Annotated in this window: 24 protein-coding genes; 15 read left to right on the plus strand and 9 right to left on the minus strand. The window is 32.6% G+C overall.

Annotated elements, in window-relative coordinates:
- From AAON49_RS12620 to AAON49_RS12635, 4 genes are all read right to left on the minus strand, one after another.
- Nucleotides 1-675 (minus strand): LysE family translocator, encoded by a 675-nt coding sequence (locus AAON49_RS12620; RefSeq protein ID WP_349555089.1) that lies wholly within the window; start codon nt 673-675, stop codon nt 1-3.
- Between the two features lie 19 nt (nt 676-694).
- Nucleotides 695-1738 (minus strand): 2Fe-2S iron-sulfur cluster-binding protein, encoded by a 1044-nt coding sequence (locus AAON49_RS12625; RefSeq protein WP_349555091.1) that lies wholly within the window; start codon nt 1736-1738, stop codon nt 695-697.
- A complete protein-coding gene (locus AAON49_RS12630; protein ID WP_349555093.1) occupies nt 1722-2732 on the minus strand; it encodes an aspartate-semialdehyde dehydrogenase in 1011 nt (336 codons plus the stop codon). Before AAON49_RS12630 ends, AAON49_RS12625 begins: the two co-directional genes overlap by 17 nt.
- A 123-nt stretch (nt 2733-2855) precedes the next feature.
- Nucleotides 2856-4052, minus strand: coding sequence for a hypothetical protein (locus tag AAON49_RS12635; protein WP_349555095.1), 1197 nt, complete (start codon nt 4050-4052; stop codon nt 2856-2858).
- Between the two features lie 240 nt (nt 4053-4292).
- On the opposite strand from AAON49_RS12635, the gene trhO reads away from it, so the two are divergent.
- From trhO to AAON49_RS12685, 10 genes are all read left to right on the plus strand, one after another.
- Entirely contained in the window at nt 4293-5324 is a 1032-nt protein-coding gene (trhO, locus tag AAON49_RS12640; protein WP_349555097.1) for an oxygen-dependent tRNA uridine(34) hydroxylase TrhO, read from the plus strand.
- A gap of 191 nt (nt 5325-5515) precedes the next feature.
- Nucleotides 5516-6814 (plus strand): PSP1 domain-containing protein, encoded by a 1299-nt coding sequence (locus AAON49_RS12645; protein ID WP_349555099.1) that lies wholly within the window; start codon nt 5516-5518, stop codon nt 6812-6814.
- Entirely contained in the window at nt 6798-7301 is a 504-nt protein-coding gene (locus tag AAON49_RS12650) for a gliding motility lipoprotein GldH (RefSeq protein ID WP_349555101.1), read from the plus strand. The genes AAON49_RS12645 and AAON49_RS12650 overlap by 17 nt, the downstream gene beginning before the upstream one ends.
- A gap of 2 nt (nt 7302-7303) precedes the next feature.
- Nucleotides 7304-9601, plus strand: a complete 2298-nt coding sequence (locus AAON49_RS12655) for a penicillin-binding protein 1A (RefSeq protein WP_349555102.1) — start codon at nt 7304-7306, stop codon at nt 9599-9601.
- A gap of 11 nt (nt 9602-9612) precedes the next feature.
- Complete coding sequence (locus AAON49_RS12660; protein ID WP_349555103.1) at nt 9613-10314, plus strand: CoA transferase subunit A; 702 nt, start codon at nt 9613-9615, stop codon at nt 10312-10314.
- A gap of 2 nt (nt 10315-10316) precedes the next feature.
- Nucleotides 10317-10970 carry a CoA transferase subunit B gene (locus AAON49_RS12665; RefSeq protein ID WP_349555104.1) on the plus strand — a complete coding sequence of 218 codons (654 nt, stop codon included), beginning with the start codon at nt 10317-10319 and terminating at the stop codon, nt 10968-10970.
- A gap of 1 nt (nt 10971) precedes the next feature.
- Nucleotides 10972-11733 (plus strand): exodeoxyribonuclease III, encoded by a 762-nt coding sequence (locus AAON49_RS12670; RefSeq protein ID WP_349555105.1) that lies wholly within the window; start codon nt 10972-10974, stop codon nt 11731-11733.
- A gap of 3 nt (nt 11734-11736) precedes the next feature.
- The gene (locus AAON49_RS12675) at nt 11737-13233 is read left to right on the plus strand and encodes a lytic transglycosylase domain-containing protein (RefSeq protein ID WP_349555106.1); all 1497 of its coding nucleotides are present in this window, start codon (nt 11737-11739) and stop codon (nt 13231-13233) included.
- 5 nt (nt 13234-13238) lie between these two features.
- Nucleotides 13239-14219: a DUF4837 family protein gene (locus AAON49_RS12680; RefSeq protein WP_349555107.1), complete on the plus strand. Its 981-nt coding sequence runs from the start codon at nt 13239-13241 to the stop codon at nt 14217-14219.
- Nucleotides 14220-14325: 106 nt separating this feature from the next.
- Nucleotides 14326-14823, plus strand: coding sequence for a DUF1761 domain-containing protein (locus tag AAON49_RS12685; RefSeq protein ID WP_349555108.1), 498 nt, complete (start codon nt 14326-14328; stop codon nt 14821-14823).
- A gap of 50 nt (nt 14824-14873) precedes the next feature.
- Here the strand turns inward: AAON49_RS12685 and trpS are convergent, their stop codons facing one another.
- Nucleotides 14874-15842 carry a tryptophan--tRNA ligase gene (gene trpS / locus AAON49_RS12690; protein ID WP_349555109.1) on the minus strand — a complete coding sequence of 323 codons (969 nt, stop codon included), beginning with the start codon at nt 15840-15842 and terminating at the stop codon, nt 14874-14876.
- 157 nt (nt 15843-15999) lie between these two features.
- On the opposite strand from trpS, the gene AAON49_RS12695 reads away from it, so the two are divergent.
- Entirely contained in the window at nt 16000-16689 is a 690-nt protein-coding gene (locus tag AAON49_RS12695; RefSeq protein WP_349555110.1) for a lysophospholipid acyltransferase family protein, read from the plus strand.
- Nucleotides 16686-17327 carry a PAQR family membrane homeostasis protein TrhA gene (trhA, locus tag AAON49_RS12700; RefSeq protein WP_349555111.1) on the plus strand — a complete coding sequence of 214 codons (642 nt, stop codon included), beginning with the start codon at nt 16686-16688 and terminating at the stop codon, nt 17325-17327. The genes AAON49_RS12695 and trhA overlap by 4 nt, the downstream gene beginning before the upstream one ends.
- A 255-nt stretch (nt 17328-17582) precedes the next feature.
- Here trhA and AAON49_RS12705 read toward each other — a convergent pair whose 3' ends face one another.
- On the minus strand, nt 17583-18056 hold the full coding sequence (locus AAON49_RS12705; RefSeq protein ID WP_349555112.1) for a CYTH domain-containing protein: 474 nt from the start codon (nt 18054-18056) through the stop codon (nt 17583-17585).
- 84 nt (nt 18057-18140) lie between these two features.
- Here AAON49_RS12705 and porZ point away from each other — a divergent pair, with 84 nt between their 5' ends.
- The 3 genes from porZ to AAON49_RS12720 are packed head-to-tail and all read left to right on the plus strand — an operon-like array spanning nt 18141 to nt 23661.
- Nucleotides 18141-20471 carry a type IX secretion system anionic LPS delivery protein PorZ gene (gene porZ / locus AAON49_RS12710; protein WP_349555113.1) on the plus strand — a complete coding sequence of 777 codons (2331 nt, stop codon included), beginning with the start codon at nt 18141-18143 and terminating at the stop codon, nt 20469-20471.
- The gene (gene recO, locus AAON49_RS12715; protein ID WP_349555114.1) at nt 20471-21196 is read left to right on the plus strand and encodes a DNA repair protein RecO; all 726 of its coding nucleotides are present in this window, start codon (nt 20471-20473) and stop codon (nt 21194-21196) included. The genes porZ and recO overlap by 1 nt, the downstream gene beginning before the upstream one ends.
- Complete coding sequence (locus tag AAON49_RS12720) at nt 21193-23661, plus strand: TonB-dependent receptor (RefSeq protein WP_349555115.1); 2469 nt, start codon at nt 21193-21195, stop codon at nt 23659-23661. The genes recO and AAON49_RS12720 overlap by 4 nt, the downstream gene beginning before the upstream one ends.
- Here the strand turns inward: AAON49_RS12720 and AAON49_RS12725 are convergent.
- Genes AAON49_RS12725 through AAON49_RS12735 form a run of 3 tightly spaced genes read right to left on the minus strand, consistent with a single transcriptional unit; the run spans nt 23651 to nt 26057 of the window.
- Complete coding sequence (locus tag AAON49_RS12725; RefSeq protein ID WP_349555116.1) at nt 23651-24007, minus strand: SdpI family protein; 357 nt, start codon at nt 24005-24007, stop codon at nt 23651-23653. The genes AAON49_RS12720 and AAON49_RS12725 overlap by 11 nt on opposite strands.
- A 2-nt stretch (nt 24008-24009) precedes the next feature.
- Complete coding sequence (locus AAON49_RS12730) at nt 24010-24876, minus strand: acyl-CoA thioesterase (RefSeq protein ID WP_349555117.1); 867 nt, start codon at nt 24874-24876, stop codon at nt 24010-24012.
- A complete protein-coding gene (locus AAON49_RS12735; RefSeq protein WP_349555118.1) occupies nt 24873-26057 on the minus strand; it encodes a GNAT family N-acetyltransferase in 1185 nt (394 codons plus the stop codon). The genes AAON49_RS12730 and AAON49_RS12735 overlap by 4 nt, the downstream gene beginning before the upstream one ends.
- Nucleotides 26058-26072 lie beyond the last annotated feature (15 nt).

Here is a 26072-nt window from a genome sequence, read left to right on the forward strand (position 1 = left end):
TTATTTTTTTTCTACTTGTTCTAAAAGAGTATTTATTTTAGCATCCTTCGGTAAAAAACTTTTTAGCATAAAAAAGACACCAAAGACGATTAATAAAATGCCCATAATTCGTTTTATTCTATAAATAACGAGCGGAGTCATTTTCTTTTTTAGCTGTTTAGCCAAAACTATTTTCCCTATATCCGTTACAAAATAGCTCACAATAATAATAGTGAAATAATAAAAAATATGAGTAGGGTTCATATCTAGTGTGGGTCCAATAACAACAATCAAACCTAGCCAAAAAGCAAGAACTCCAATATTAATAAAGTTTAAAAAGAACCCTTTTAATATGAGTTTAAGGTAATTATTGTTTACAGGTAATTTAATGGATTCTTCAACTTCTTTTTTTGCCGACTTATCTAAGTAAGTAATTGTTCCGTAAACAATTAGAATTAATCCTCCAATAAAGAACAAACGGGGATCATCTTTAATTCTTTCCAGTAAATGTCTACTCCCATAATAAGCAATGACAATAAAAGCAACATCTCCTAGAATGACTCCTGTGTTAAAAGCAATAGCTGCTCTGGCACCTTTTATGATACTAGTTTGAATCAGCATAAAAAAAACAGGTCCTATCATAAAAGATAAAGCGAACCCAAATAACACAGCATTTTTAATGTCGTAAAAATCCATCGTCTAAATATACAGATTTTTACACATCATCATAGTCGATAAATATTTTGGATGTTGTAGGGTGAGCCTGACAAGTCAAAATAAAACCATCTTCAACTTCAGCATCGGTTAAAATGCTGTTTTTAGTCATCACAGCTTTTCCTTTAGTTACTTTCGCCAGACAACTAGAACAGACACCTCCTTGACAAGAATATGGAGCGTCTAATTTATTACGAAGAGCAGAAGATAAAATATCATCTGTTTGCTTCATAGTAAAAGAAGTTTCCTCATCATCCAATAAAACAGTTACTTCAGTTTCACCATCTTTAACTTCTGAAGTATCTTCTTCAGAAGAAGCGGTAAACAATTCAAATAAAATATTGGAATCATCAAACCCATTAGTTTTAAGAGTTTGTGAAACAACATTAATCATTTCTTCAGGACCGCATAAATAGGCTGAATCAAACGAGGTGTTTTTGTATATGTTCTTTACATAATAGTTGGTAAATCCTTCATCAATTCTACCAAATAAAGATCCTTCTACATTTTGTCTACTAAAAACATAATGTAGGTTAAAACGTCCTGAAAAATCGTTTTTAAGAGTTTCTAATTCTGATTTAAAAATGGTATCTGATTCAGTTTTGTTTCCATAAATCAATGTGAAAGTTGCATCGGAGGTGTTTTGCAAAACTCCTTTGACCATTGATAAAACAGGTGTAATTCCACTACCAGCAGCAAAGCCAATGTAATTTTTTCCAGCAGTAGGCTCAAGAACAAATTTACCTTCAGGCTCATGAACATCAATTATATCTCCAGCTTTTAATTGCTTGGTAGCATAAACAGAAAAAGTTCCATTTTCAACAGCTTTAATAGCAACTTTTACTTCGGTACTATTTGGAGAGGAACATATAGAATAAGCTCTTCTAACGTCCTCGCCATTAATTTCTTTTTTAAGAGTGATATACTGCCCCGGCTTGAACGAAAAATTAGACTTCAAATTTTCGGGAATATCAAAAACAACAGAAACCGCATGAGCGGTTTCCTGAATAATATTTTTTATAGATAGTTTATGAAATGTACTCATTGAGTTTTACTAGATTATTTTCTACTAAATATTCTGCAATCTGCACTGTATTTGTTGCAGCACCTTTTCGTAGGTTGTCAGAAACGATCCACAAATTTAAGGAGTTTTCTTGAGATTCATCTCTACGAATTCTACCAACAAAAACGTCATCTTTATCATGAGCAGTAATTGGCATAGGATACGTATTTGTGTCTAAATTATCTTGAACAACAACACCTGGAGTTTCGCTTAAAATCTTACGAATTTCATTGATGTTAAAATCGTTTTCAAATTCTACATTTACAGATTCAGAATGCCCTCCAGCAGTTGGAATTCTAACTGCGGTAGCAGTTACAGAAAAAGAATCATCTCGTAAAATCTTTTTAGACTCTTTTACCAATTTCATTTCTTCTTTGGTATAACCATTTTCTAAGAATACATCGCAATGAGGTAAGGCATTTCTTCCAATAGGATGTGGATAAGCCATTTCGCCTTCAATACCAGCTTCTTCGTTGGCTAATTGTTGAACAGCCTTTACGCCAGTTCCAGAAACAGATTGATAAGTTGAAACAATAACACGTTTCATAGTATATCTTTCATGTAAAGGAGCTAAAGCCATTACTAATTGAATTGTTGAACAGTTTGGATTTGCAATAATTTTGTCTTCCTTAGTTAATACATCTCCATTAATTTCAGGAACAACTAACTTCTTTGTAGTGTCCATTCTCCAAGCAGAAGAATTATCTATTACGGTAGTGCCAACCTCAGCAAATTTTGGAGCCCACTTTAAAGATGTGTCACCTCCAGCTGAAAATAGAGCTACATCAGGTTTTGCATCAATAGCATCTTGCATTCCTACAATAGTATAGTTTTTCCCTTTATAAGGAATTTGTTTTCCAATAGATCTCTCAGAAGCAACTGGAATCAACTCTGTTACCTCAAAATTACGTTCTGCCAAAACCTTTAGCATTACATTTCCTACCATTCCGGTAGCTCCTACAACTGCAACTTTCATGTTTTTTAAATATTGTTCTGCAAATATTGCAAAAAAACAAAATAGGAATTATAAAAAAGTTGCTAAGAATTTGACAAAGTTTAAGAATGTTTCTAAATTAAACATAATGTTATATTTCAAACATTATTCTGCTTTCTTTGTTTTTGAGGCTTTTGATCGTCCAATGTTCTTTATAGCAATAACTTTTCCTAATATATCAAACCAAAAAGGTGCGCCAAAGCTTAAAGAACCAGCTGTAACTAATATCCCAAATAAGTAAAAGATAAAATTGCTACTGTTTTGATTTCTATCATTGATATACTTTTTAAGAGCTGTAGTATTCTCTTCTTTTTTATCAGGATCTTTTTTACTACAGATCCAGCTTAAAGGAGCACTGTCTTTTTTCCAACCAATAGGAAGGCTTAAGTCAGCAATCATATTAAAAGCTTCGTTAGTTTTAGTGTATTTTTTTGCAGCAACAGTATCTGTCATGATAAGAAGTTCTTCTACTTTACCTAAGTATTTATTTATCTCCTCTTTATTCATAGCTATTGTGCTTTTTTTGCTAGTGTCAATAGTTAAATCTGATTTTGCTTTTTTGAGACCAATTTTAGAAACGTTAAATAATTCATCGATATTTTCACGTTGATTCTCATCCAGCTTTTGGTATTCATCGTTTACATTTTCAGCTACTGAAACTAATTCATTTCTTAAGGCATCATTTTTACTAATTACATTGAAAAGAAAAACACTGTCAACGTTGAGTAATATAGCAACAAGCAATCCAGTTACAAAGAGCTTAGGGCGTTGTTTTTTCTTGTACCAGCTAGAAGTTCTTTTCATAAAATCTTCATACCAGTCTTCCACGTATCCTTCAAATTCTGCTAGATTTTTTGACTTAAAATGAAAGGCTTCTAAGAGTTCTTTTAGCTTTGAATCTTTATCCATTGAAGTAATGGCTTTTTGAACTACCTCAATAGGTTTAGTGGAAGTAGCTGTTTTATCTTTCTCTACAGTTTCAGTTTTTTTAACCTCTTCATTAATGGTGTTTTCTCCCTTAAGAATAATATCAGTAAAAACCTGAACAAAAAGTTCTTTAGAAATATTATCAGGCCTTTTGTTTTTATCTGTAATCTGTCCTGAAATCATGTAATGTTTATAGAATTCACCTGCAAGCTTTTGTCCCAATAACAAGCCAATATTTTTTTGCAGATTTTCGGCTCTGATGTTTTTGATAGAGTTCCAAAGCTCTAAAAGAATAGATACTAGAATACTGAGGAGTGAATAAATAAGAATCATTGAAATGATGGTTCCAATAATTGAACTGTTTAAAATTCCCATGTTAAAAATTTTTAGTTATTAAAATAAATTGAGTACCGTAATAGAATGATTCTATCAGGATCTAAAATTTTGAGGAGACAAATTACCTTTTCAGGTGCAAAAAACTGATAGTCACTAAACTATATAAAAAACAATTAGAATTCAATCCCCATTTATAGGGATTTTTTAAAAACTAATAGTACTTTTGCATTCAGTCAAGAGACACTAGATTTATTAATTATTTAACTCAATTCGTATAGCATGCAACTGTACAATAAGTTAAGCGCCAAAGAACGCGCTGCATTAATTGATGAGGCAGGAAAAGACCGCATCACTATTTCTTTCTATCAATATCACAAGATAGAAAACCCACAACTATTTAGAGACAAATTATTTTTAGAATGGAACAGCTTAGATGTTCTAGGAAGAACCTATGTTTCTTATGAAGGAATCAATGCTCAAATTTCTGTTCCAGCAGAAAATTTCAATGCATTGAAAAATCAATTGGATGCGATTTCATTTTTAAATGGAATTCGATTAAACGTAGCTATTGAGCAAGACAATAAATCTTTCTTGAAACTAAAAGTGAAAGTGAGAAATAAGATTGTTGCCGACGGACTAAATGACGATACGTTTGATGTAACCGATAAAGGAGTTCATCTAAATGCGAAAGAGTTTAATGCGATGCTAGCGAACCCGAATACGGTTTGTGTAGACATGAGAAACCATTACGAAAGTGAAATTGGTCATTTTGAAGGAGCCGTTACGCCAGACGTAGATACATTTAGAGACTCTTTAGATATTATTGAAGAGGATTTGAAAGAGCATAAAGAAGATAAAAATTTGTTGATGTATTGTACAGGAGGGATTCGTTGTGAGAAAGCTTCTGCGTATTATAAACATAAAGGGTTTAAAAACGTCTTTCAATTAGAAGGAGGTATTATAGAGTATACACGTCAAGTTAAAGCAGAAGGAATTGAGAATAAATTCATAGGAAAGAATTTTGTGTTTGATCACAGAAGATCTGAAAGAATTTCTGATGATGTGATTGCTAACTGTCACCAATGTGGTAAACCTTGTGATACACACACAAATTGTGCAAATGAAGCTTGTCATTTGTTGTTTATCCAATGCGATGAATGTTCTGAATCTATGGAGAACACCTGTTCTTCAGAATGTCAAGAAGTTATTCATTTACCTTACGAAGAACAAAAGACATTGAGAAAAGGCAAGCATGCCAGCAATAAAATATTTAAAAAAGGACGTTCCGAAAAATTAAAATTTAAAAAATAAAATCAGCCTCGTTTAGAGGCTTTTTTTATGATTTTTTTCGATTTCCCTATTCCTGTAGAATCCTTATATTTACTGATTAAATGCACTCCTTTGTTTTATCAAAGGGAATTTGCTTAGAAAAAGACTAAATAACTAAAAATCAATTAAGAACAAGAGGAGGTTTTTAACTTCTTTAAAAATATAGTCATCTTATGGGATGTAGTAGTTGTGGTACTGGTACAGATGGCAAACCTAGAGGCTGTAAAAGCAATGGAAGTTGCTCTACAGGAGGTTGCGAAAAATTATCAGTATTTGATTGGCTGTCTAATATGACATTGCCTAGTGGTGAAGCTCCATTTAATATATATGAGATTCGTTTCAAAAACGGTCGTAAACACTTTTTTAAAAACCCGGAAAACTTAAGTATTACAATGGGCGATGTGGTAGCCGTAGAAGGATCGCCAGGTCATGATGTAGGTGTTGTTTCTCTTGCAGGTGAACTTGTGAAAGTTCAAATGAAAAAGAGAAATGTTTTTTTTGATGATGAAAACATCAAGAAAATATATAGAAAAGCTACTCAGAAAGATATCGATGTTTGGCAGAAAGCAAGAGACAGGGAATTAGAAACGCAAACGAGAGGAAGAGAGATTATAGGGAGATTGGGACTTAAAATGAAGCTCTCTGATGTAGAATATCAAGGAGATGGAAATAAAGCAACATTTTATTATACTGCCGATACTAGAGTCGACTTTAGACAGCTAATTAAAGACCTAGCCTCAGCATTTTCTATTCGAATTGAAATGAAACAAGTTGGTTCTAGGCAAGAAGCAGCTCGTTTAGGAGGAGTAGGATCTTGTGGTAGAGAGTTGTGTTGTTCAACTTGGCTAACCGACTTTAGAAAGGTAACTACAACAGCAGCTCGTTATCAGCAATTATCGTTAAACCCATTAAAACTTGCAGGCCAATGCGGAAAATTAAAATGCTGTTTAAATTTTGAATTAGACACCTACTTAGATGCCTTAGATGATTTCCCGAAACAAGATGCAATTCTTAAAACAGAAAAAGGAGATGCTGAATTTGTAAAGATGGATATCTTCAAGCAACTGTTGTGGTATACTTACAAAGAAGACAGAGCTAAATGGTATAAATTAACCTTAAATCAGGTTCAGGAAATTATAGAATTAAATGAAAATAATGAACTAGCAATTCCGTTAGAAGAATATGAATCTGAGATAGAGGAAATTACTAAAGTTGATTTCGAAAATGTTGTTGGGCAAGATAGTCTAACTCGATTTGATGCACCTAAAAAGAGTAGAAGAAGACGCAATAGAAGAAATAACAAGAAAAAAACAAGCGTAGGAGTTAAGCAAAACCAGCAAAAACCTAGGAAAAAAGAACAGCCAAAAGGGCAAAGTCAAAATCAACCGAAGTCTCAGAAAAATCAACAAGGTCAAAAAAAGAAACCGAATAATAGAAGGAGAAATCAAAAACCGAATGGGAATCGAAATTAAAAGAAATAGAACACTCATTTATCTTTTTGCGCTACTAATAACATTTGTTTCGTGCGATTCAAATAGAGTTTATGACCAGTATGTAGCTGTTGAAGGAAATAGTTGGAGCCAAGAAAATCCGATTGAGTTTGAATTTCAGATTAAAGATACTCTACTTAGAAACAATTTATACATCAATATTAGAAACAATCAAGATTACGCCTACAGCAATTTGTTTTTAATAACACATTTAAATTTCCCAGATGGCAAGAAAATTGTTGATACACTAGAATATGAAATGGCAGATAAAACAGGACGTTTTTTAGGATCAGGGTTGTCAGGAATAAAAGAAAGTAAATTATTTTATAAAGAAAGAAGCATTTTTCCATCATCCGGAGATTATAAACTAGCAATATATCAAGCAATGCGAAAAAATGGAGACCCTGAAGGCTTGAAATCTTTAGAAGGAGTTACCGATGTTGGATTTAGAATTGAAAAAATTGAATAGAAATGGCTAAGAAAGAACAAACAAATTATAAAAAGTATATCAAAAGATTTTGGATCCTTGTCTTAGGAGGATTTGCATCGTTATTACTTTTATTTCTTCTAACTTCTTGGGGAGTTTTTGGAGCACTTCCAACTTTTGAAGAATTAGAAAACCCACAAAAAAATTTAGCAACAGAAGTCATTTCTTCGGATGGTGTTACCCTTGGAAAATACGCTTTTCAAAACAGAACTCCTGTTGGATATAAAGACTTACCCGAAAATCTTATAAAAGCTCTTATTGCAACAGAAGATGAGCGTTTTTATGATCATTCGGGAATTGATTTTAGAGGAACAGCTAGAGCAGTTGTTAAAATGGGAAAAGGAGGAGGAGCAAGTACTATTACGCAACAATTAGCTAAAAATTTATTTACAAAAAGAGCTTCAAGTAATACCTTTAAAAGGATTATGCAAAAAGCAAAAGAATGGATTGTAGCTATTAAACTAGAACGCCAATACACCAAGAATGAAATCATTGCCATGTATTTAAACACGCAAGGATTTTTATTTAACGCAGTTGGAATTCGTTCTGCAGCTAGAATTTATTTCGGAAAAGAACCCAAAGATTTAGATCTACAAGAATCAGCAATTTTAGTAGCAATGCTAAAAAATCCAAGGCAGTTTAATCCTTATAGAGAAGTTTCAAAGAAAAAATCGTTGGGAAGAAGAAATGTAGTCTTTGCTCAAATGGCGAAAAATGGTTTCATCTCAGAACAAGAAAAAGATTCATTACAAAAGCTTCCACTAAAAATTAACTTCACTCCAGAAAGTCATAATGATGGATATGCAACTTATTTTAGAGAATATCTAAGAGCTTACTTGAAAAAGTGGGTGAAAAACAACCCAAAACCCAATGGAGAGTTGTACAATATCAATCGAGATGGTTTGAAAATATATGTTACAATAGATTCTAGAATGCAAAAGTATGCTCAAGAAGCAGTTTATGAGCACATGGCAAACCTTCAGAAGTATTTCTATAAAGAGCATAAGAAAAACAAAACAGCACCATTTTACGATTTGGAAGACGAACAGATTGAGATGATCTACAATAGAGCAAGAAGAAATTCAGATAGATATAAAAGGATGAAGAAAGCAGGTAAGTCTGAAAAATACATAGACTCAGCTTTCGCTGCAAAAACAGAAATGAAAGTTTTTTCATGGAAAGGAGAAATTGATACAATAATGTCTCCTAACGATTCTATCAAATACTATAAATACTTTTTACGTTCAGGATTATTATCTATTGAACCGCAAACAGGACATATCAAAGCTTGGGTTGGAGGAATCAATCACAAGTATTTTAAATACGATCAAGTTGAACAAGGAAAAAGACAAGTAGGGTCTACATTTAAACCTTTTGTATATGCAACGGCAATCAATCAGTTAAGAATGTCTCCTTGTGACAAACTACCCAACACTCCATACACTATTCCAAAAGGTAAATATGGAATTCCAGAAGAATGGACACCAAAAAATTCTGATAAAGAATATGGAGGAGAGCTTACATTAAAAGAAGCATTAGCGAAATCAATTAATGTGATTTCAGCAAATTTGATAGATCAAGTTAGCCCAGCAAATGTAGTTCGTTTAGCGCAATCTGCTGGAATAGAAAGTAAAATTCCACAAGCGCCTTCTATTGCCTTGGGTTCAGTTGAATTGTCACTAATGGAAATGACCAGTGCATATGCAACATTTGCTAATAAAGGATTAAGAGTAGAACCAAACATGTTAACAAGAATAGAAGATAAGAACGGAACAGTTTTGGCTGAATTCACTCCAAAAACTAAGGAGGTTATGAGCGAAGAATCAGCCTATGTAATTCTAGACCTTCTTAAGGGAGTTACTTTGGCTGGATCTGGAGTGAGACTGAGAACCAAAGATCATTATTACAAAGATATTATTACTGGGTTTCCTTATCAATTCACAAATCCTATAGCAGGAAAAACAGGGACAACACAAAATCATACAGACGGTTGGTTTATGGGAGTAGTTCCCAATTTAGCTACAGGAGTATGGACCGGAGGAGAAGATAGAGCAACGCATTTTGAAAAAATTGCTGAAGGACAAGGAGCTACTATGTCATTGCCAACTTGGGCTCTTTTTATGAAAAAGGTATATGCAGATAAGAGCTTAAATATTAGCCTTGAAGATTTTGAAAAGCCAGAGTATGTTGGGATTAATATCAATTGTGGTAAAGAACCGAAAGAAGATGAAAAAGGGGAAAAAACAACAAAAGTAATAGAAGAAGACGATACAGATTTTTAACAACACAAACAATGATTAATAAAAAAGTAGAGAATGTTCAGCAAGCTTTGCAAGGAGTTGAAAGCGGAATGACATTAATGCTAGGTGGATTTGGATTATGCGGAATCCCAGAAAATTCTATTCAAGAGCTAGTGCGTTTGCAAGTAAACAACGTAACATGTATCTCAAACAATGCCGGAGTAGATGACTTTGGATTAGGGTTTTTACTTCAAAATAAGCAGATAAAAAAAATGATCTCTTCTTATGTAGGAGAAAATGATGAGTTTGAAAGACAAATGTTATCAGGTGAGTTAGAAGTAGAATTAACCCCTCAAGGAACATTAGCTGAGAAATGTAGAGCCGCACAAGCTGGATTTCCAGCATTCTACACACCAGCAGGATACGGAACTGAAGTTGCAGAAGGAAAAGAAACTAGAGAGTTTGATGGAAAAATGTATGTCTTAGAACCTGCCTATAAAGCTGATTTTGCCTTTGTAAAAGCGTGGAAAGGTGATGAAGCAGGAAACTTAATTTTTAAAGGAACTGCCAGAAATTTTAATCCGTGTATGTGCGGTGCAGCAACCATTACGGTAGCAGAAGTAGAAGAATTGGTTCCTGTAGGAGAATTAGACCCAAATCATATTCATATTCCCGGAATTTTTGTGCAAAGAATCTTTCAAGGAGAGAAGTACGAGAAAAGAATAGAACAAAGAACTGTAAGAAAAAGAAGTTAATTATGTTAGACAAGAATGGTATAGCGAAAAGAATCGCTAAAGAAGTACAAGACGGTTATTATGTTAACTTAGGAATTGGAATTCCAACATTGGTGGCAAATTTTGTAAGAGAAGACATAGAGGTAGAATTTCAAAGTGAAAACGGTGTCTTAGGAATGGGGCCTTTTCCTTTTGAAGGAGAAGAAGATGCAGATATTATCAATGCAGGAAAACAAACCATTACTACATTACCAGGAGCAAGCTTTTTTGACTCTGCAACAAGTTTTTCTATGATTCGCGGACAGCATGTAGATCTCACAATTTTAGGAGCCATGGAAGTTGCTGAAAATGGAGATATAGCAAACTGGAAAATTCCAGGAAAAATGGTAAAAGGAATGGGAGGAGCAATGGACTTAGTAGCTTCAGCAGAAAATATAATTGTTGCTATGATGCATACCAACAAAAGAGGAGAATCAAAATTGCTAAAGCAATGTTCCTTACCACTTACAGGAGTTGGATGTGTAAAAAAGATTGTAACCAATTTAGCAGTTTTAGATGTTAAAGATGGTGTTTTTCATTTATTAGAAAGAGCACCAGGTGTAAGTATTGAAGAGATTCAAAAAGCAACAGAAGGAACCTTAATTGTAGAAGGAGAGATCCCTGAAATGACGCTATAATATGAAGATAATTTCATACAACGTAAACGGAATTAGAGCTGCTATTAAAAAGGGCTTTTTAGACTGGCTGCAACAAGCCAACCCAGATGTAATTTGTATTCAAGAAATCAAAGCCCAAAAAGACCAAATCAACCCAATGGATTTTGAATTGGCAGGTTATCCATATCATTATTGGTTTTCAGCCCAAAAAAAAGGATACTCAGGAGTTGCCGTTTTTTGTAAGAACAAACCTAACCATATTGAATACGGAACCGGAATTGAAAGCATGGATTTTGAAGGAAGAAATCTTCGCGTAGATTATGATAAGGTTTCAATCATGAGTATGTATTTGCCTTCTGGAACTAATGATGAACGCCTTGGTTTTAAGTTCAATTATATGGATGAAATTTTAAACTATGCAAATGAGCTTAGAAAAACCATTCCAAATTTGATCATCTGTGGAGATTACAATATTTGTCACGAAGAAATAGATATTCACAATCCAAAAATGAAAGGAGTTTCTGGGTTTCTGCCAGAAGAAAGAGAATGGCTAGGAAGGTTTATAGATAGTGGGTTTATAGATAGTTTCAGGCATTTAAATAAAGAACGTCAAGAATTTTCTTGGTGGAGCTACAGAGCCAATGCAAGAGCAAATAACAAAGGATGGCGTTTAGATTATGCAATGGTTGCAGAGCCTTTAAAAGACCAAATTTCAAGAGCGTATATATTGCCTGAGGCAAAACACTCAGACCATTGCCCGATAGTTGTAGAACTAGATATTTAACAGATGTATAAAAAGCTACTTTTTCTTTTATTCTTTTTATCGATAAACCTTTTTGGTCAATCAGAAAGAGACTCGATACCCGCTAAGTTAGATTCTATAAAAATTCCAGAAAACGACTTTTTTTCTGATGTAGATCTAGCTATTATAGATAGTCTGGTTTTAGAATCTAAGTACAATTCACCTTTATACGATACGGTGAGTTATTATATAAAGGATGCTGATAAGAAGAAAGTAAGCGATGTTACATTAACGGCAAACCTACTTAAAGAACGATTAAAAACAATTGATGCTAAAACACCTTTTCACATAGCGTATAATCCAGCTCTCGAAAAAGTTATCAAATCCTATTTAAAGTATAGAAAAAAGTACTATCCAAATTTAATGGCTAAGGCAGCTTACTACTTTCCAATGTTTGAAAAATACTTAGATCAGTATGACATTCCTTTGGAGATGAAATATCTAGCAATTGTAGAATCTGCACTAAATCCAAAAGCTAGATCAAGAGTTGGAGCTACAGGATTGTGGCAATTTATGTATCAAACCGGAAAACAATACAAGCTTAAAGTAAGCTCATATGTAGATGAAAGGCAAGACCCTATAAAATCTACCATAGCCGCTTGCGAATATCTGAGTGATCTTTACAGAATTTTTGGTGATTGGGATTTAGCATTAGCGGCATATAATTCAGGGCCAGGAAATGTTTCTAAAGCAATTAAAAGATCTGGCGGATATAAAAATTATTGGAACATCAGACCCTTTTTACCAAGAGAAACTGCTGGATATGTTCCTGCTTTTTATGCAACGATGTATTTGTTTGAATACTCAGAAGAACACGATTTAGTGAGCAACGCTCCCAAAATCCACCATTTTGCTACAGACACATTAACAATCAAAAGAACTGTAAGCTTTGATCAGATATCAGAAAAAATTGGAGTAGATGCAGAATTGTTGGCTTTTTTAAATCCTGCATATAAATTAGATATCATTCCCTATATCAAAGGAAGAGATTACAAACTAATACTTCCTAAGGCGGCTACAGGAGGATTCCTAAAAACTGAAAAAGAATTATATGCATTAGCAGACCAAGACGACGCTAAAAGAGAAAAACCATTACCTAAATATTTTGAAATGGATCAACGAATTCGATATAGAGTTCGTAATGGAGATTATTTAGGAAAAATCGCTAACCGCTATGGAGTTCGAGTAAGCGATATAAAAAAATGGAACCGATTAAGAAATAATAGATTACGAATAGGACAGCGATTAACAATTTATCCGAAACGGTTAAGAATTCCTAAGCAAAAAACATCTTCTATAAAGAGTAAAAACAACCAACCTAAAGGAGAATACACAATCTATACCGTGAAAAAAGGAGATTCTTTATGGACTATCGCAAAAAAGTTTCCAAAAGTTTCTACCGAGGATATTAAAAAATGGAACAATATTTGGAGTGCCAAGTCTATAAAACCTGGAACAAAACTAAAAATATACAAAAGCTAATCAAGATGAAAAGAATTTTTATATCTCTAATAGCACTGCTCATACTAAATTCATGTGGTAATGATGAGCTAATTTTACCATCTTCTGTAGGAGCATTTGGAAAAGTTATGGTGGTAACAAACAATAGTAATTGGCAAGGTGATGTAGGAGATGAAATAAGAAAGTCGTTTGGAAAGTTGCAAGTAGGACTTCCACAACCAGAGAAAACACTATCTGTATCACAAGTTGCATCTAACGGATTCTCATCAATGATGAGAAATAGTAGAAATATTTTTATTGTAGAAATTTCAGACAAAGAAGGAGTTAATGTAATTCAAGATAAATACGCCAGACCGCAAACATTGGTTTACCTCACAGCTAAAGATAAAGAAGGGTTGCTTTCTATGATTAAGAAACACAGCAATGATATTATAAACACATTTAGAGAATCTGATGTACATTATCTTCAAAAACTTTTCACAAAGAGAAGATTAGATGACTCTAAATACAAAACATTCCAAAACTTAAACATCTCGCTTACCATTCCTAAAGAATTCAGAACAGTAGATGATACAGGGGATTTTTTATGGCTAAGACAGCACTTAAAAAGTGGAATAGCTAGAGGAACAGGAAGTAATAATATATTAGTTTATTCTTTACCTCTAGATGATGAAACGAAGATTGCAGACAATATTATTTCTATGAGAGATGCAATTGGAGAAAAATACATTCCTGGGGCTAAAGAAGGAATGTATATGATCACAGAAGCTGCATATACACCTTATACTATTGAAACAAAAATCAAAGAAAATAAAGCCTTTGAAACGAGAGGAAAATGGGAAGTGAAAAATGATTTTATGGCCGGACCTTTCCTAAATTACGCTATAGTTGATAAAAAGAATAATCGACTTTTAGTGGTTGAAGGTTTTACATACGCTCCTTCTGTAGACAAACGAAATTTTGTGATGGAGCTAGAGGCAATTGCCAAATCTGTCCAAATAAATTAGATAAAAAGATTGTAAAAACCGAAGCTTTAAGTTTCGGTTTTTTTATACTCTATTGTAAATCAAAGCGTTATTTGATTATATTTGAGTATTAACCAAAACTTTTTTTATGGAACCAAACTATTTATATCTGGCACTAGCTGCTTTAGTTCCCCTTGTGATGGGATTCATTTGGTACGGGCCTATGCTATTTCAAAAAGCATGGATGAAACAAATGGGATTCACTGAAGAATCTTTAAAAGGAGGAAACATGTTACTCATTTTTATTTTGAGCTATGTGTTTAGTTTTTTGCTAGCATTTTTCTTACAGTTTATTACAATTCACCAAACCGGTGCATTTTCATCAATGCTAGAGTCTGGAGCAACAGAACTAACAGGTGATGCTCTGGCGTATTTCGAAGATTATATGTCGAAATATGGAAATAATTATAGGACTTTTAAACACGGTGCGTTGCACGGAGCCATGGGAGGAATATTCTTTATCTTACCTGTATTAGCAACTCAAGCAATGTTTGAAAGAAAAACAGTTAAATATATCGCAATCAATGCTGGTTATTGGATTATCTGTTTGGCTTTGATGGGAGGAATTGTATGTCAATGGGGATAGTAGAATAAAATTTATCAAATAAAAAAAGCCTCGCATTCGCGAGGCTTTTTTTAATATCCTACTTTAATTCGTACTCTTTTTAAAACTTCTTGAGCAACCTTTCTGGCTTTTTCAGCACCAATAGCTAAAGCATCATCAATTTCATTTTTGTTTTTCATAAAATGATGATATCGTTCTCTTATAATAGCAAACTTATCTATAATGAGTTCATAAAGCTCTTGCTTTGCATGACCGTAACCATAATTTCCTCCTTTGTATTTGATTCTCATTTCAGCAATTTGATCTTCAGAAGCTAATAATTTATACAAAGCATACACATTATCTGTGTCAGGATCTTTTGGATCTTCAAGAGGAGTACTATCTGTTTTAATAGACATAATTTGTTTTCTCAACTTTTTATCTGGTAAAAAGATATTGATTATGTTATCTCTAGATTTACTCATTTTTTCGCCATCAGTACCAGGAACTAATTTTGTATGCTCTTGTACTTTGGCTTGAGGAGGAACTAATGTGTCTCCAACAATATTATTCAAACGATTAGCCACATCTCTAGTCATTTCCAAATGTTGCAATTGATCTTTTCCTACAGGAACAGTTTCTGCATCATATAACAGAATATCTGCAGCCATCAACATTGGGTATGTAAACAAACCAGAATTCACATCAGAAAGACGATCTGCTTTGTCTTTAAAACTATGAGCAAGTGTTAATCTTTGATAAGGAAAGAAACAGCTTAAATACCAAGATAATTCAGTTACTTCAGGAATATCACTCTGTCTGTAAAAAACACTCTTGTTAATGTCTAAACCACAAGCTAGCCAAGTTGCAGCGGTACTATATGTATTCTCTCTTAAAAGATTTCCATCTTTTATCTGAGTTAACGAATGCATATCAGCAATAAATAAAAACGATTCATTTTTAGGATCATTTGCCATTTCTATTGCAGGAAGTATTGCTCCTAATAAATTACCTAAATGAGGAGTTCCAGTACTTTGTACGCCTGTAAGTATTCTAGACATAAGTTCAATTTTGTTCAAGCAAAAATACAGTTTTCATTAGAAAAAGAGTCAAACAAAAGAATATTACTACATTCGCTACATGAAATGGGTAAAGATTCCTTTTTTGTTACTTTGGAGGGTCTGGTTTTACATATTGTTATTTTGTACCATTATTGTTATGGTGCCAGTATTACTTGTACTTACAGCTAAAGAAAGTTATTATCCTACCTTTTGGAAATTGGTAAGAGGATGGTCACATCTATTAATTTACGGGATGGGGTTTCGTTTAAAAAAACAATCAGACCAAGAGTTAGATAGAAACCAGAGTTATTTGTTTTGCCCAAATCACGCTTCTTTAATGGACCCTTTTGTATTAATCGCTTTGAGCAAAAACCCTATCGTATTTGTTGGCAAAAAAGAACTCGTTAAAATTCCAATTTTTGGATTTTTCTACAGGAGAGTAGTAATTATGGTAGATAGAAGTAGCCCAAAAAGTAGAAAGAGGGTTTACGAAATGGCAAAGAAAAAATTAAGAGGAGGTACAAGTATTGGTATTTTCCCAGAAGGACTTGTCCCGGAAGACGAAGTAATTTTAGCACCTTTTAAAAACGGAGCATTTAGTTTAGCAATGGAGTTTCAAATTCCGATAGTTCCTCAAACCTATTACGATTGTAAGCGATTGTTCTCTTGGAACTTTTTTAAAGGAGGAATGGGAACTTTTCGTGTCAAACAACACAAATTTATAGAAACAAAAGGGTTAACTTCAAAAGAAGATATGGAAATTTTAAAACAAAAAACTTTTGATGTTATATACAATGAGTTGTCTTCAGATAAGTTATATATGAAAGATACTCAAAGAAAAAAATGAAAGAACATTTAATAACAAGATATTCTGATAAAGAAGAGCGGTTAAATGTAATTACTCACGGTTTTGGACTCCTATTAAGTAGTATTGGATTCCCTTTTTTAATTCTTAAATCTTTAGATTTTGAAGGATTTATGAAGTCTTTAAGCTTTATAATTTATGGTGTTAGTATGATTGTTTTATACGCGGCATCCACATTTTACCATTTATCTAAAGAAGCCAAACTTAGAAGGAAACTAAATATATTTGATCATGCAGCAATTTACATTTTAATTGCGGGCACGTATACACCATTCACATTAATAGTTTTAGAAGGAACTATTGGTTGGGTTCTATTTGGATTAACTTGGGGTTTTGCATTAACAGGAGTTATTTTGAAGTTATTTTATACAGGAAAGTTCGATAAACTTTCAACGGTTATGTATGTATTAATGGGTTGGCAGATAATTTTCGCAATCAAACCTTTAATTGAAAACTTTTCAAGAGAAGGATTGTCATTTTTAGTAGCTGGAGGTGTTTTTTATACTATTGGAGCTATTTTATATTCGATAAAAAAGCTACCCTACAATCACGCTATTTTTCATGTCTTTGTGGTTTTAGGTAGTTTCAGCCATTTTTTAAGTATCTATTTTTATATATAATTTAAGGAAATGTTAAATTCTTTGCATTTCTTTCAAGGTTTTAAAGTACTTTTCGTAAAAATCTAGAAAATAAAACGTTATCGATTTCGGAATTTACAAAAGTCATGGAAACGTTTGTGAATCAGCAAAAAAGATTTATATTTGCGTACCTGAACGGGAGATAATAAATTTATTATTCGAACGTTTAGGTATTATAAATCTTATTTTAGGGGGTAGGTTTATTAAATTTCCTCGAACTTTCAGTTCGAGGTTTTTTTATACCCATTTTTGAAATGGGCTTTTACAAAGATTAGAATTGTAATATTTTTCTTGACCGGTTACTTCATTACCTAAATAAGAAGGAGTTTCAAAAACTTCTTTTTCATGAGAAAGTTCTACTTCCGCTAAAATCAATCCTTTGTTATCACCTAAAAACACATCTATTTCAAAAATGTGCTTACCTATTTTGTGGTAGTATCGATGTTTTTCAATAATTCCTGGTTCACAAAGAGTCATTAAATCTTGTGCTTCAGAAACTGAAATTTCTTGTTCCCATTCAAACCTAGTAGTGCCGCTAGAATTAGAAATTCCTTTAATGGTTAAAAAAGCAGTATCATCTATTATTCTAATTCGAACAACTCTGTTTTTATCAGAATTCAGAAACCCTTGTTTTATGTATTTCTTTTGATTGCTTAGCTTTTCAAAATCAGAATTAATTACCAGAAATTTTCTTTCAATTTCAACACTCATCAATACTATTTGTTTTGTACTAATGTAAAGGATTTATCGTTATCATATAAAGAAATACGATATATTTGATTTCAATTAATTTCTATGCGAAAATTTGTAGTAGTATTAGCATTATTTTTATACTCCACCTTATCTGCTCAAGTAGACTTTAGCGATTCATGGGAAGATTTTTTTTCCTACAACAACGTCAAAGATTTTGTAAAGGTTGATAATACTCTTTATGCTTTATCTGACAATGCAATTTTTACGTATAATATTACTACGCAAGAAATCCAGAAGCTTTCTTCAGTTCAAGGATTATCAGGTGAGACAACAACTTCTATACATTTTAGCAGAGCAACAAATAGACTTGTAATAGGATATGAAAATGGATTGATTGAAGTAGTAGATGAAGATGGTGGTATTACCATATCGGCAGATATTGTCAACTTTAATCAATCAGGAGAAAAGAGCATTAATGATATTTATGAATACCAAGGAAAGCTTTATTTATCAACAGCTTTTGCCGTTGTTGAATATGATATTAACGAGTTAGAATTTGGCGATACTTTTTTCATTGGAAATAACTCCACTGATGTTAAAGTAAATGAGATTGCAGTTTTTAATGATTTAATTTATGCAGCAACTGATGAAGGAGTTTTTTATGCAGATGTTAACAGTCCAAATTTAATTGACTTTAACAATTGGCAGCAGATTGTTGGTGGAAATAACTTGTTTAAAAACATAACAGTGTTTAACAATAGATTATTTACAATACTAAATACTGGACTTTTTGAAATTGTAAACACAAATGGGTTATCATTTGTTAGAGATTTTTTTGAAACAGTAAACGGACTAAAAGAATCTTCTACGAATCTTACAGTGGCTTTAAATCAATCACTATTTGTTTTTAATTCTTCATTAAATGTTGTTTTACAAAACAGTGCTAATACAGCATTCAACTATAACTTAAATACTGCTTTTTCTGAAAGCAATATACTCTACCTAGCAACGCAACAGTATGGAGTATTATCATCAAGTTTTGGAAATCCATCAAGTTTTACAGAAATACATCCCGAAGGACCCGTTTCTAATGATGTGTTTTCTATAAGTGCACAAAATAATCATGTATGGATTGTATACGGAGGATATACACCAACTTTTGCTCCCATACAAAGAAGATTGGGATATAGTCATTTTAATGGCGAATCTTGGTTTACAGCTCCTAATGATCCTGCAAACCCTTTCCCAGATTTGGTAGATGTTACTATTGATCCTAATGATGCAAACAATGCATTCATCAGTAGTTTTGGAGATACAAATTTAACTAACACTATAAATACAGGTGGTCTTTTTGAAATCCAAAACAATCAAACAACGAATTTTTATAATCATTTGAATAGTGGACTAGAAGAGATAGACCCCACAAATGCATCAAGAGTTACAATTCGCCTTAGTGGAAGTGTTTTTGATTCTCAAGGGAATTTATGGATGACCAATATTGGTACACCTAACGAATTAAAGAAGTTCTCTGGAGGAAGCTGGTCTAGTTTCGATATTAGTTCGGTAAAAACTCAGAATTCATTTGGTCTTTCTGAAATTGCTATTGATCGTAACAATAGTCTTTGGATTGGAACAAGAGGTGATGGAGTAATCGCTTTTAATGAAAACGGAAATAGATTAAAAGCACTAACCACAACTACAACACAAGGAAGTTTGCCAAACTCAAGAATAGAAAGTGTAGCAGTAGATAAAGACAATAGAATTTGGATCGGAACAATTTCTGGATTGGTAGTTTTTAATAACCCTTCAGGAGTTTTTGATGCAGATGTTACAGATGCTCAGCCCATTATTATTCTTGACGATGGAGTTCCTAGAAGATTATTAGGAGAGCAAATTGTAAATACAATTGCTGTTGATGGTGCTAATAATAAATGGTTTGGAACTGATAACGGAGGTGTTACCTACACCAATCCTAATGGACAAACAACTATCGCAAATTTTAGTTCTGAAAATTCTCCATTACCATCCAATAGAATTGTAAAAATAGCTGTTGATGAAGAAACAGGGAAAGTTTATTTTGCTACAGATAAAGGTGTGGTAGCATATAATAGCAATGTATCTCCTTTTGGTGATACCTTAGGAGAAGTCTACGCTTACCCAAATCCTGTTAGAAAATTCCACAATACTGTAACTATAGACGGTAGAAATGGAACAAGTTTACCAAGAGGCACTAATGTTAAAATAATTGATGTAGCAGGAAATTTGGTTTATGAAACTAATGTTGTAGAAGGTCAAGAGTTGCAAGGAGGAAAAGTTGTTTGGGATAAAACTAATTTGGCAGGAAAAAAAGTAGCCTCAGGAGTTTATATTGTTCTTTTATCCAATGAAGATGCAACAGAAACTTCTACTACTAAAATAGCAATCATTAATTAATGGCTATTGTATCTACCAAAGCAATTGTAATAAGTACCATAAAATATGGCGATTCTAGCTTGATTGCTAGACTTTATACTAATGAATTTGGTCTTGTTTCCTATTTGATAAAAGGAATCTTAAAATCTAAAAAAGGAAAACTTAAAGCAGCCTATTTTCAACCACTTACTCAGTTAAATATTGTAGCAAGTCATCAAGAAAAGAGAGGTTTACAATCTATTCGAGAAGCTCAAGTGATTAATATGTATAAGACGCTTCACCTCAATATAGTTAAGCAGTCAGTTGTGCTATTTTTAGCTGAGATGATGTCTGGGGCTATTCAAGAAGAAGAAGAGAACCAACCATTATACAATTACTTAGAAAAAGCATTCCTTTGGCTAGATAACCATGATAATATTTCTAATTTTCATTTACTTTTTTTATTAAACTTAACCAAGTTTTTAGGGTTTTATCCAGATACCTCAGAAATCCATAAAACTGGGTTTCATCTAAGAGAAGGGACTTTTACAGACTTTGAACACGAAAAAGAAGTTGTTAAAGGAGAAGAAATACTTCAATTTAAAAAGCTATTAGGCATAAATTTTGATACTATAGAATCCATAAATTTTTCTAAAAAACAAAGACAAGATTTATTAAGGATGTTAATTCAATATTTTGAATTACATTTGGGCGGATTTAAACACCCCAAATCTTTACATGTTTTAGAAGCGGTATTTAGTAGATGAGGACATTAGGATTTTTTATACTTTTTTTGATTGGATTTTCATCTTTTGCTCAAGAAGTTAAAGTAGTAGATAAAGAAACTGGAAGACCTATTAGAAACGTAAATGTTTTTAATGAATCACAGTCTTATAGTTCTTTTACAAAAGACGATGGTATTGTTGATGTAACTTCAGTAAAAGATAATGAAATACTTATTTTTTCACATATTTCTTACGCCTTAAAGAGAGTTAAAAAATCAGCTTTTCAGAAGAACAATTTTATTGTTTATCTAACCAGAGAATCAGAGCAATTAGATGAGGTTGTTTTATCGGTGTTTAAAGGAGATGCTAAAACCAATAGAATTGCAGAACAAATTGCTGTAGTAACTGCTAAAGATATTCAACAAATTTCTCCACAAACTTCTGCAGACTTATTGGCAGCTGTTCCGGGAATAAAGGTTCAAAAGTCTCAATTTGGTGGTGGAAGTCCTGTTCTTAGAGGAATGGAATCTAACAGAGTTCTTCTAGTTGTTGATGGAGTTAGAATGAATAATGCAATTTATAGAAAGGGACATTTACAAAACTCAATTACTGTTTCTCCAAATTTGTTAGACAGAACAGAGATTGTTTTTGGGCCATCATCTGTTGTTTACGGGTCAGATGCATTAGGAGGTGTTATTCATTATTATACAAAAACTCCAACGCTTTCTGAAAAAACAAATGTAAGCACAAGTTTTTTTAATCGTTTTTCGACCATTAACAACGAAATTACAACGAATGCTTCCGTAGAAATTAGCGCTCAAAAATGGGCTTCATTTACAAGTGTTTCTTATAGTAAGTTTGGCGACCTTACCATGGGGAAAAACAGATCACATGGATTTGATAACTGGGGAAAGGTTTTTGAATACTCTCAAAATACAGATGATTTTTATTCAGCAACAGCAACTGTAAACAACGATCCTAACGTACAGAGAAATTCAGGATTCAATCAAACAGATCTCTTGCAAAAGTTCTTTATACCCTTATCTTCAAAAACAGACTTAAAGATTAATCTTCAATACTCAACTACTTCAGATATTCCTAGGTTTGATAGATTGGACGAACAATCGGGAGGAACGCTAAAGTTTGCTGAATGGTATTATGGGCCTCAAAACAGACTTTTGATTTCTCCTCAAATTAATATTAATCCTGGGAAAAATTGGTTAGACAAAGGAGCGTTTACTTTGGCATATCAAAAAATAAAAGAATCAAGAATTCAAAGAAGATTAAATAGTTTAGATAGATCCTACAGAGAAGAAGAAGTAGATATTTTTAGTATCAATGGAGATTTTTCTGTGCCATTAACAGAAAACAAAAAAAGAAGTTTAACCTATGGATTTGAGTTTTCGCATAATGATGTTAACTCTAATGCTTATGGTAGAATCTTAAACGTTTCTGGAAATGAAATTCTAGGATTCTCAGGAGAGTTTGCTGTTCAGTCTCGTTATCCTGATGGAGGAAGCAGTTATATGAGTTCAGCAGTTTATACAGGATACCGTCAAGATTTAAATGCTAAGTCAACATTAAATACAGGAATTAGGTTTACTCGTACAAATTTAAAAGCTACATGGATAGATCAAACCTTTATAACATTACCTGCAACAGATATTGAAGCAAATAATTCTGCATTAACACTAACTACAGGTTATGTATATAGGCCTAATAAAAACTGGCAACTAAATGGGGTTATTTCTTCTGGTTTTAGATCTCCAAATATTGATGATGTAGGAAGAGTTCGTGAGAAAAGCGGTAATGTAACAGTTCCTAATATTGATGTAAGGCCTGAGTTTGCATATAATGTAGAAATAGGAATTCAAAAATATTTCAACGATAGAAGATTTAGAGTTGGATTTAATACTTATTACACGCTCTTAGAACATTATATAATTAGAGATTATTTCACATTAAACGGAGCTTCTACAATTACCTATGACGGAGAAGTTGGAAATATTGTAGCCAATCAAAATAGAAAAACAGCCTATGTTTTTGGGTATACTGCTAGTTACCAAGGTAAATTATCTGAAAAAATAAACACTTCTGGATTTATTACTTACACCAAAGGAAGAACCTATGATACGGATGAACCTTTATCATCTATTCCGCCTTTATTTGGACAGTTCGACTTAAATTATGTTGATAATAAATTCCAAATTGGAACAAGCTTGCGATTTAATGCCAAAAAAGATATTTCAGATTTTAATATTACTGAAGGAATAGATAATCATGATCTAACGCCAATTATAAACCCTAATGGAGCTACAGAAACTGAAATATATTATGGTTCTCCAAGTTGGATGACTTTAGCTTTAAATAGCAGTTATTCGTTTAATCAGAATTGGAAAATTCAGGGAATGATCAATAATATTTTCGATGAGCATTATAGAGAATTTGCCTCAGGAATATCTGCTCCTGGAAGAAACTTTTCCTTTTCTTTAATTACTACTTTTTAGTTTTTCTTTTTCCTTCTTGATCAAAGTTTTCATTCAATGCTTTTTCGGTTGTAATAATACAAACGATGAGTGTGAAAAATAAAAACCCCATAGGAAACCATGAGTTCATCAAATTAGGATAAAGGTATGTAAGTGCCAAAGCAGCAACAAAGCTAATGGCTGAGTATTTTAAGAGTGTCTTGGTAAATAAACTATTTGAGAAATTCCAAACATCCTCATTTTGCATTGTTCTATGTGTTCTATATCCATAAAGATTATTGATTTTTTTAGGTGGGAAAAAATGAAAGATTATACTTAGAAAAAAAAGCAATCCGTTTACAGTTAAAACATAGATATATGGGTTCATAATTATTTCTTTTTAGGTCTCATTAATCCTTCTTGGGCTACAGAGGCAATTAGTTTTCCGTTTCTAGTAAAAATATTTCCAGTTGCCACTCCTCTGGCTCCAGAAGCACTTGGTGATGTTGTAGAATATAGCATCCAATCATCAAAATCAAAATCTCTAAAGAACCACATAGAATGATCTAAACTAGCCATTTGTGTATTTCCAAAATGCGCTTTACTGGCATTGGGTTTTAAAGTTGCATTTAAAATGTTATAATCAGAAATATAGGTAAGAATTTGATGCTTGGTAGGTAGGGTAAGATTATTGTTGTTGCCTTTTAATTTAAACCAAACATTTTCTATTGGGGGTAAATCTTTTTGTTCTAGCGGATTCATAACCTCTACAGGTTTAAAATAAACCGGTCTTTCAATACTTAAAAAAGCTTTCATTTTTTCGGGTAAGAGATCTCCCATTGTTTTTAAAACATCGTCCCAACTCATCAATTCTTCAGGTTGCTTAATATCTTTTGGTAAAGATTCTTGATGTTCATAACCTTCTTCTTTTTGATGGAAAGAAGCCGCTAAAATAAAAATCGTTTTGTCATTTTGTATCGCAGTAACCCTGCGCGTAGAAAAACTACCACCGTTTCTCATTTCGTTTACCACATATTTGATAGGAATAGTCATATCTCCAGGTAACAAAAAGTAGGAATGTAAAGAATGTACAAATCGATCTTTTGGAATTGATTGATAAGCCGCATGCAGAGCTTGGGCTAGCACTTGTCCTCCAAATACAGCAGGAGTACCCACAGTTTTGCTAATTCCTGAAAATGTGTGCGAATCTAACTGGGCAAGTCTTAAAATGTCAAGTAGGTCATTGCTATTTTTCATACGCTATTTGATCCCATTTTAAACGGAAATTTCTGATGGAATTCAGTTGGTTGAATTCTCAACAAAAATAATTTTAAAAATTTATTTGTAATCGTTTTTTTATGACGAATATAAATAGTCATATGTTCTGGAATTGCTCCAACAGAACTTTTAATTTCGCTAGCAGTCCTGGCAAAATTTATGGTGTCTAGTTTTTGTTTAATGGCAATGTCTATATAATCATATAACATTCGTTGATAAATGGCAAATTGTTTATTGTAACGATAATCTATGCCAACAAAATGGGCATCTAATATATTCTCATGAATACTACCTGATAGAAAACCCACCATTTTGTTTTGTAACCAATACGATTTTAAAATATAGTCTTCTTTAAATTGTTCCTTTAAATCTTTATATGTTTTTAGATTAAAATCACCTAAGTTAAAATATGCCTTAGAGGCTACTTTTTGATATAAATTGGTCATAGACACCAATTGATCATCAATATTTTTAGAAGTAATCTCAATAGTTTTAAGTCCTTTACTTAGCTCTAGCGCTCTCTTAGCTTTCACTCTAAATTTAGTTTTTAAGGCATTTAAATAATCATCAAAAGAATTCCAATGAGAATTTACATTTAGCTTCATATTGGGTTCAACATTAAATGCATAATACCCTAAACTGATTAGTTCATTACTGATAGGTAAAGACTCTTCAAGAAAATCTTTGATAATAAAAATATCAGGGTCTTGATATTGCTGTTGTGAATATTTTAAAATGGCTTTAGCTAGTTTCCTTAAAACCTTTCTTTTGTTTTGATCAGATTTGATAAAGATTCCATGCTCACCACTTACAAAAGTGTTTCCGCAGTTTAAAATCTTAAGAGGTTTCTCTCTAGGTAAAATCCTCAACTTACGACCTATACAGGCAATATTAGTTAAGATACTTTGGTTTTCATTTTGAAGTGAGTCAATAAAGAAATCAATCATTTGCACACTCGCAAAAGCAATTGCTTTGTTGTGTTCATTTTTCAGTACTACATAAAAGAAATCAAGATGAGAATTGTTTTTCTCTAAAGCAGCTAAATACTTAGGGTGGAAGTAGAGCTTGTTATTACAATCTAAATCATTCCAAATATCTTGTGATATTTCTGAAATCTGGTTGAAATATAAAGTGTTTTGTAATGTTTGATGATTTCCCAATAGATAGGTTTTGTT

Source organism: Pseudotenacibaculum sp. MALMAid0570, from assembly GCF_040151415.1.
GTDB lineage: Bacteria > Bacteroidota > Bacteroidia > Flavobacteriales > Flavobacteriaceae > Polaribacter.

Coding starts and splice junctions, on each gene's coding strand:
- AAON49_RS12705 (WP_349555112.1), bottom strand. CDS start 18,056: ATGAGTGTTGAAATTGAAAGAAAATTTCTGGTAATTAATTCTGATTTT.
- AAON49_RS12730 (WP_349555117.1), bottom strand. CDS start 24,876: ATGAAAAATAGCAATGACCTACTTGACATTTTAAGACTTGCCCAGTTA.
- AAON49_RS12725 (WP_349555116.1), bottom strand. CDS start 24,007: ATGAACCCATATATCTATGTTTTAACTGTAAACGGATTGCTTTTTTTT.
- AAON49_RS12675 (WP_349555106.1), top strand. CDS start 11,737: ATGTATAAAAAGCTACTTTTTCTTTTATTCTTTTTATCGATAAACCTT.
- AAON49_RS12625 (WP_349555091.1), bottom strand. CDS start 1,738: ATGAGTACATTTCATAAACTATCTATAAAAAATATTATTCAGGAAACC.
- AAON49_RS12695 (WP_349555110.1), top strand. CDS start 16,000: ATGGTGCCAGTATTACTTGTACTTACAGCTAAAGAAAGTTATTATCCT.
- AAON49_RS12665 (WP_349555104.1), top strand. CDS start 10,317: ATGTTAGACAAGAATGGTATAGCGAAAAGAATCGCTAAAGAAGTACAA.
- AAON49_RS12650 (WP_349555101.1), top strand. CDS start 6,798: ATGGGAATCGAAATTAAAAGAAATAGAACACTCATTTATCTTTTTGCG.
- AAON49_RS12655 (WP_349555102.1), top strand. CDS start 7,304: ATGGCTAAGAAAGAACAAACAAATTATAAAAAGTATATCAAAAGATTT.
- AAON49_RS12720 (WP_349555115.1), top strand. CDS start 21,193: ATGAGGACATTAGGATTTTTTATACTTTTTTTGATTGGATTTTCATCT.
- AAON49_RS12670 (WP_349555105.1), top strand. CDS start 10,972: ATGAAGATAATTTCATACAACGTAAACGGAATTAGAGCTGCTATTAAA.
- trhO (WP_349555097.1), top strand. CDS start 4,293: ATGCAACTGTACAATAAGTTAAGCGCCAAAGAACGCGCTGCATTAATT.
- AAON49_RS12645 (WP_349555099.1), top strand. CDS start 5,516: ATGGGATGTAGTAGTTGTGGTACTGGTACAGATGGCAAACCTAGAGGC.
- AAON49_RS12630 (WP_349555093.1), bottom strand. CDS start 2,732: ATGAAAGTTGCAGTTGTAGGAGCTACCGGAATGGTAGGAAATGTAATG.
- AAON49_RS12660 (WP_349555103.1), top strand. CDS start 9,613: ATGATTAATAAAAAAGTAGAGAATGTTCAGCAAGCTTTGCAAGGAGTT.
- AAON49_RS12680 (WP_349555107.1), top strand. CDS start 13,239: ATGAAAAGAATTTTTATATCTCTAATAGCACTGCTCATACTAAATTCA.
- AAON49_RS12620 (WP_349555089.1), bottom strand. CDS start 675: ATGGATTTTTACGACATTAAAAATGCTGTGTTATTTGGGTTCGCTTTA.
- trhA (WP_349555111.1), top strand. CDS start 16,686: ATGAAAGAACATTTAATAACAAGATATTCTGATAAAGAAGAGCGGTTA.
- recO (WP_349555114.1), top strand. CDS start 20,471: ATGGCTATTGTATCTACCAAAGCAATTGTAATAAGTACCATAAAATAT.
- AAON49_RS12685 (WP_349555108.1), top strand. CDS start 14,326: ATGGAACCAAACTATTTATATCTGGCACTAGCTGCTTTAGTTCCCCTT.
- AAON49_RS12635 (WP_349555095.1), bottom strand. CDS start 4,052: ATGGGAATTTTAAACAGTTCAATTATTGGAACCATCATTTCAATGATT.
- trpS (WP_349555109.1), bottom strand. CDS start 15,842: ATGTCTAGAATACTTACAGGCGTACAAAGTACTGGAACTCCTCATTTA.
- porZ (WP_349555113.1), top strand. CDS start 18,141: ATGCGAAAATTTGTAGTAGTATTAGCATTATTTTTATACTCCACCTTA.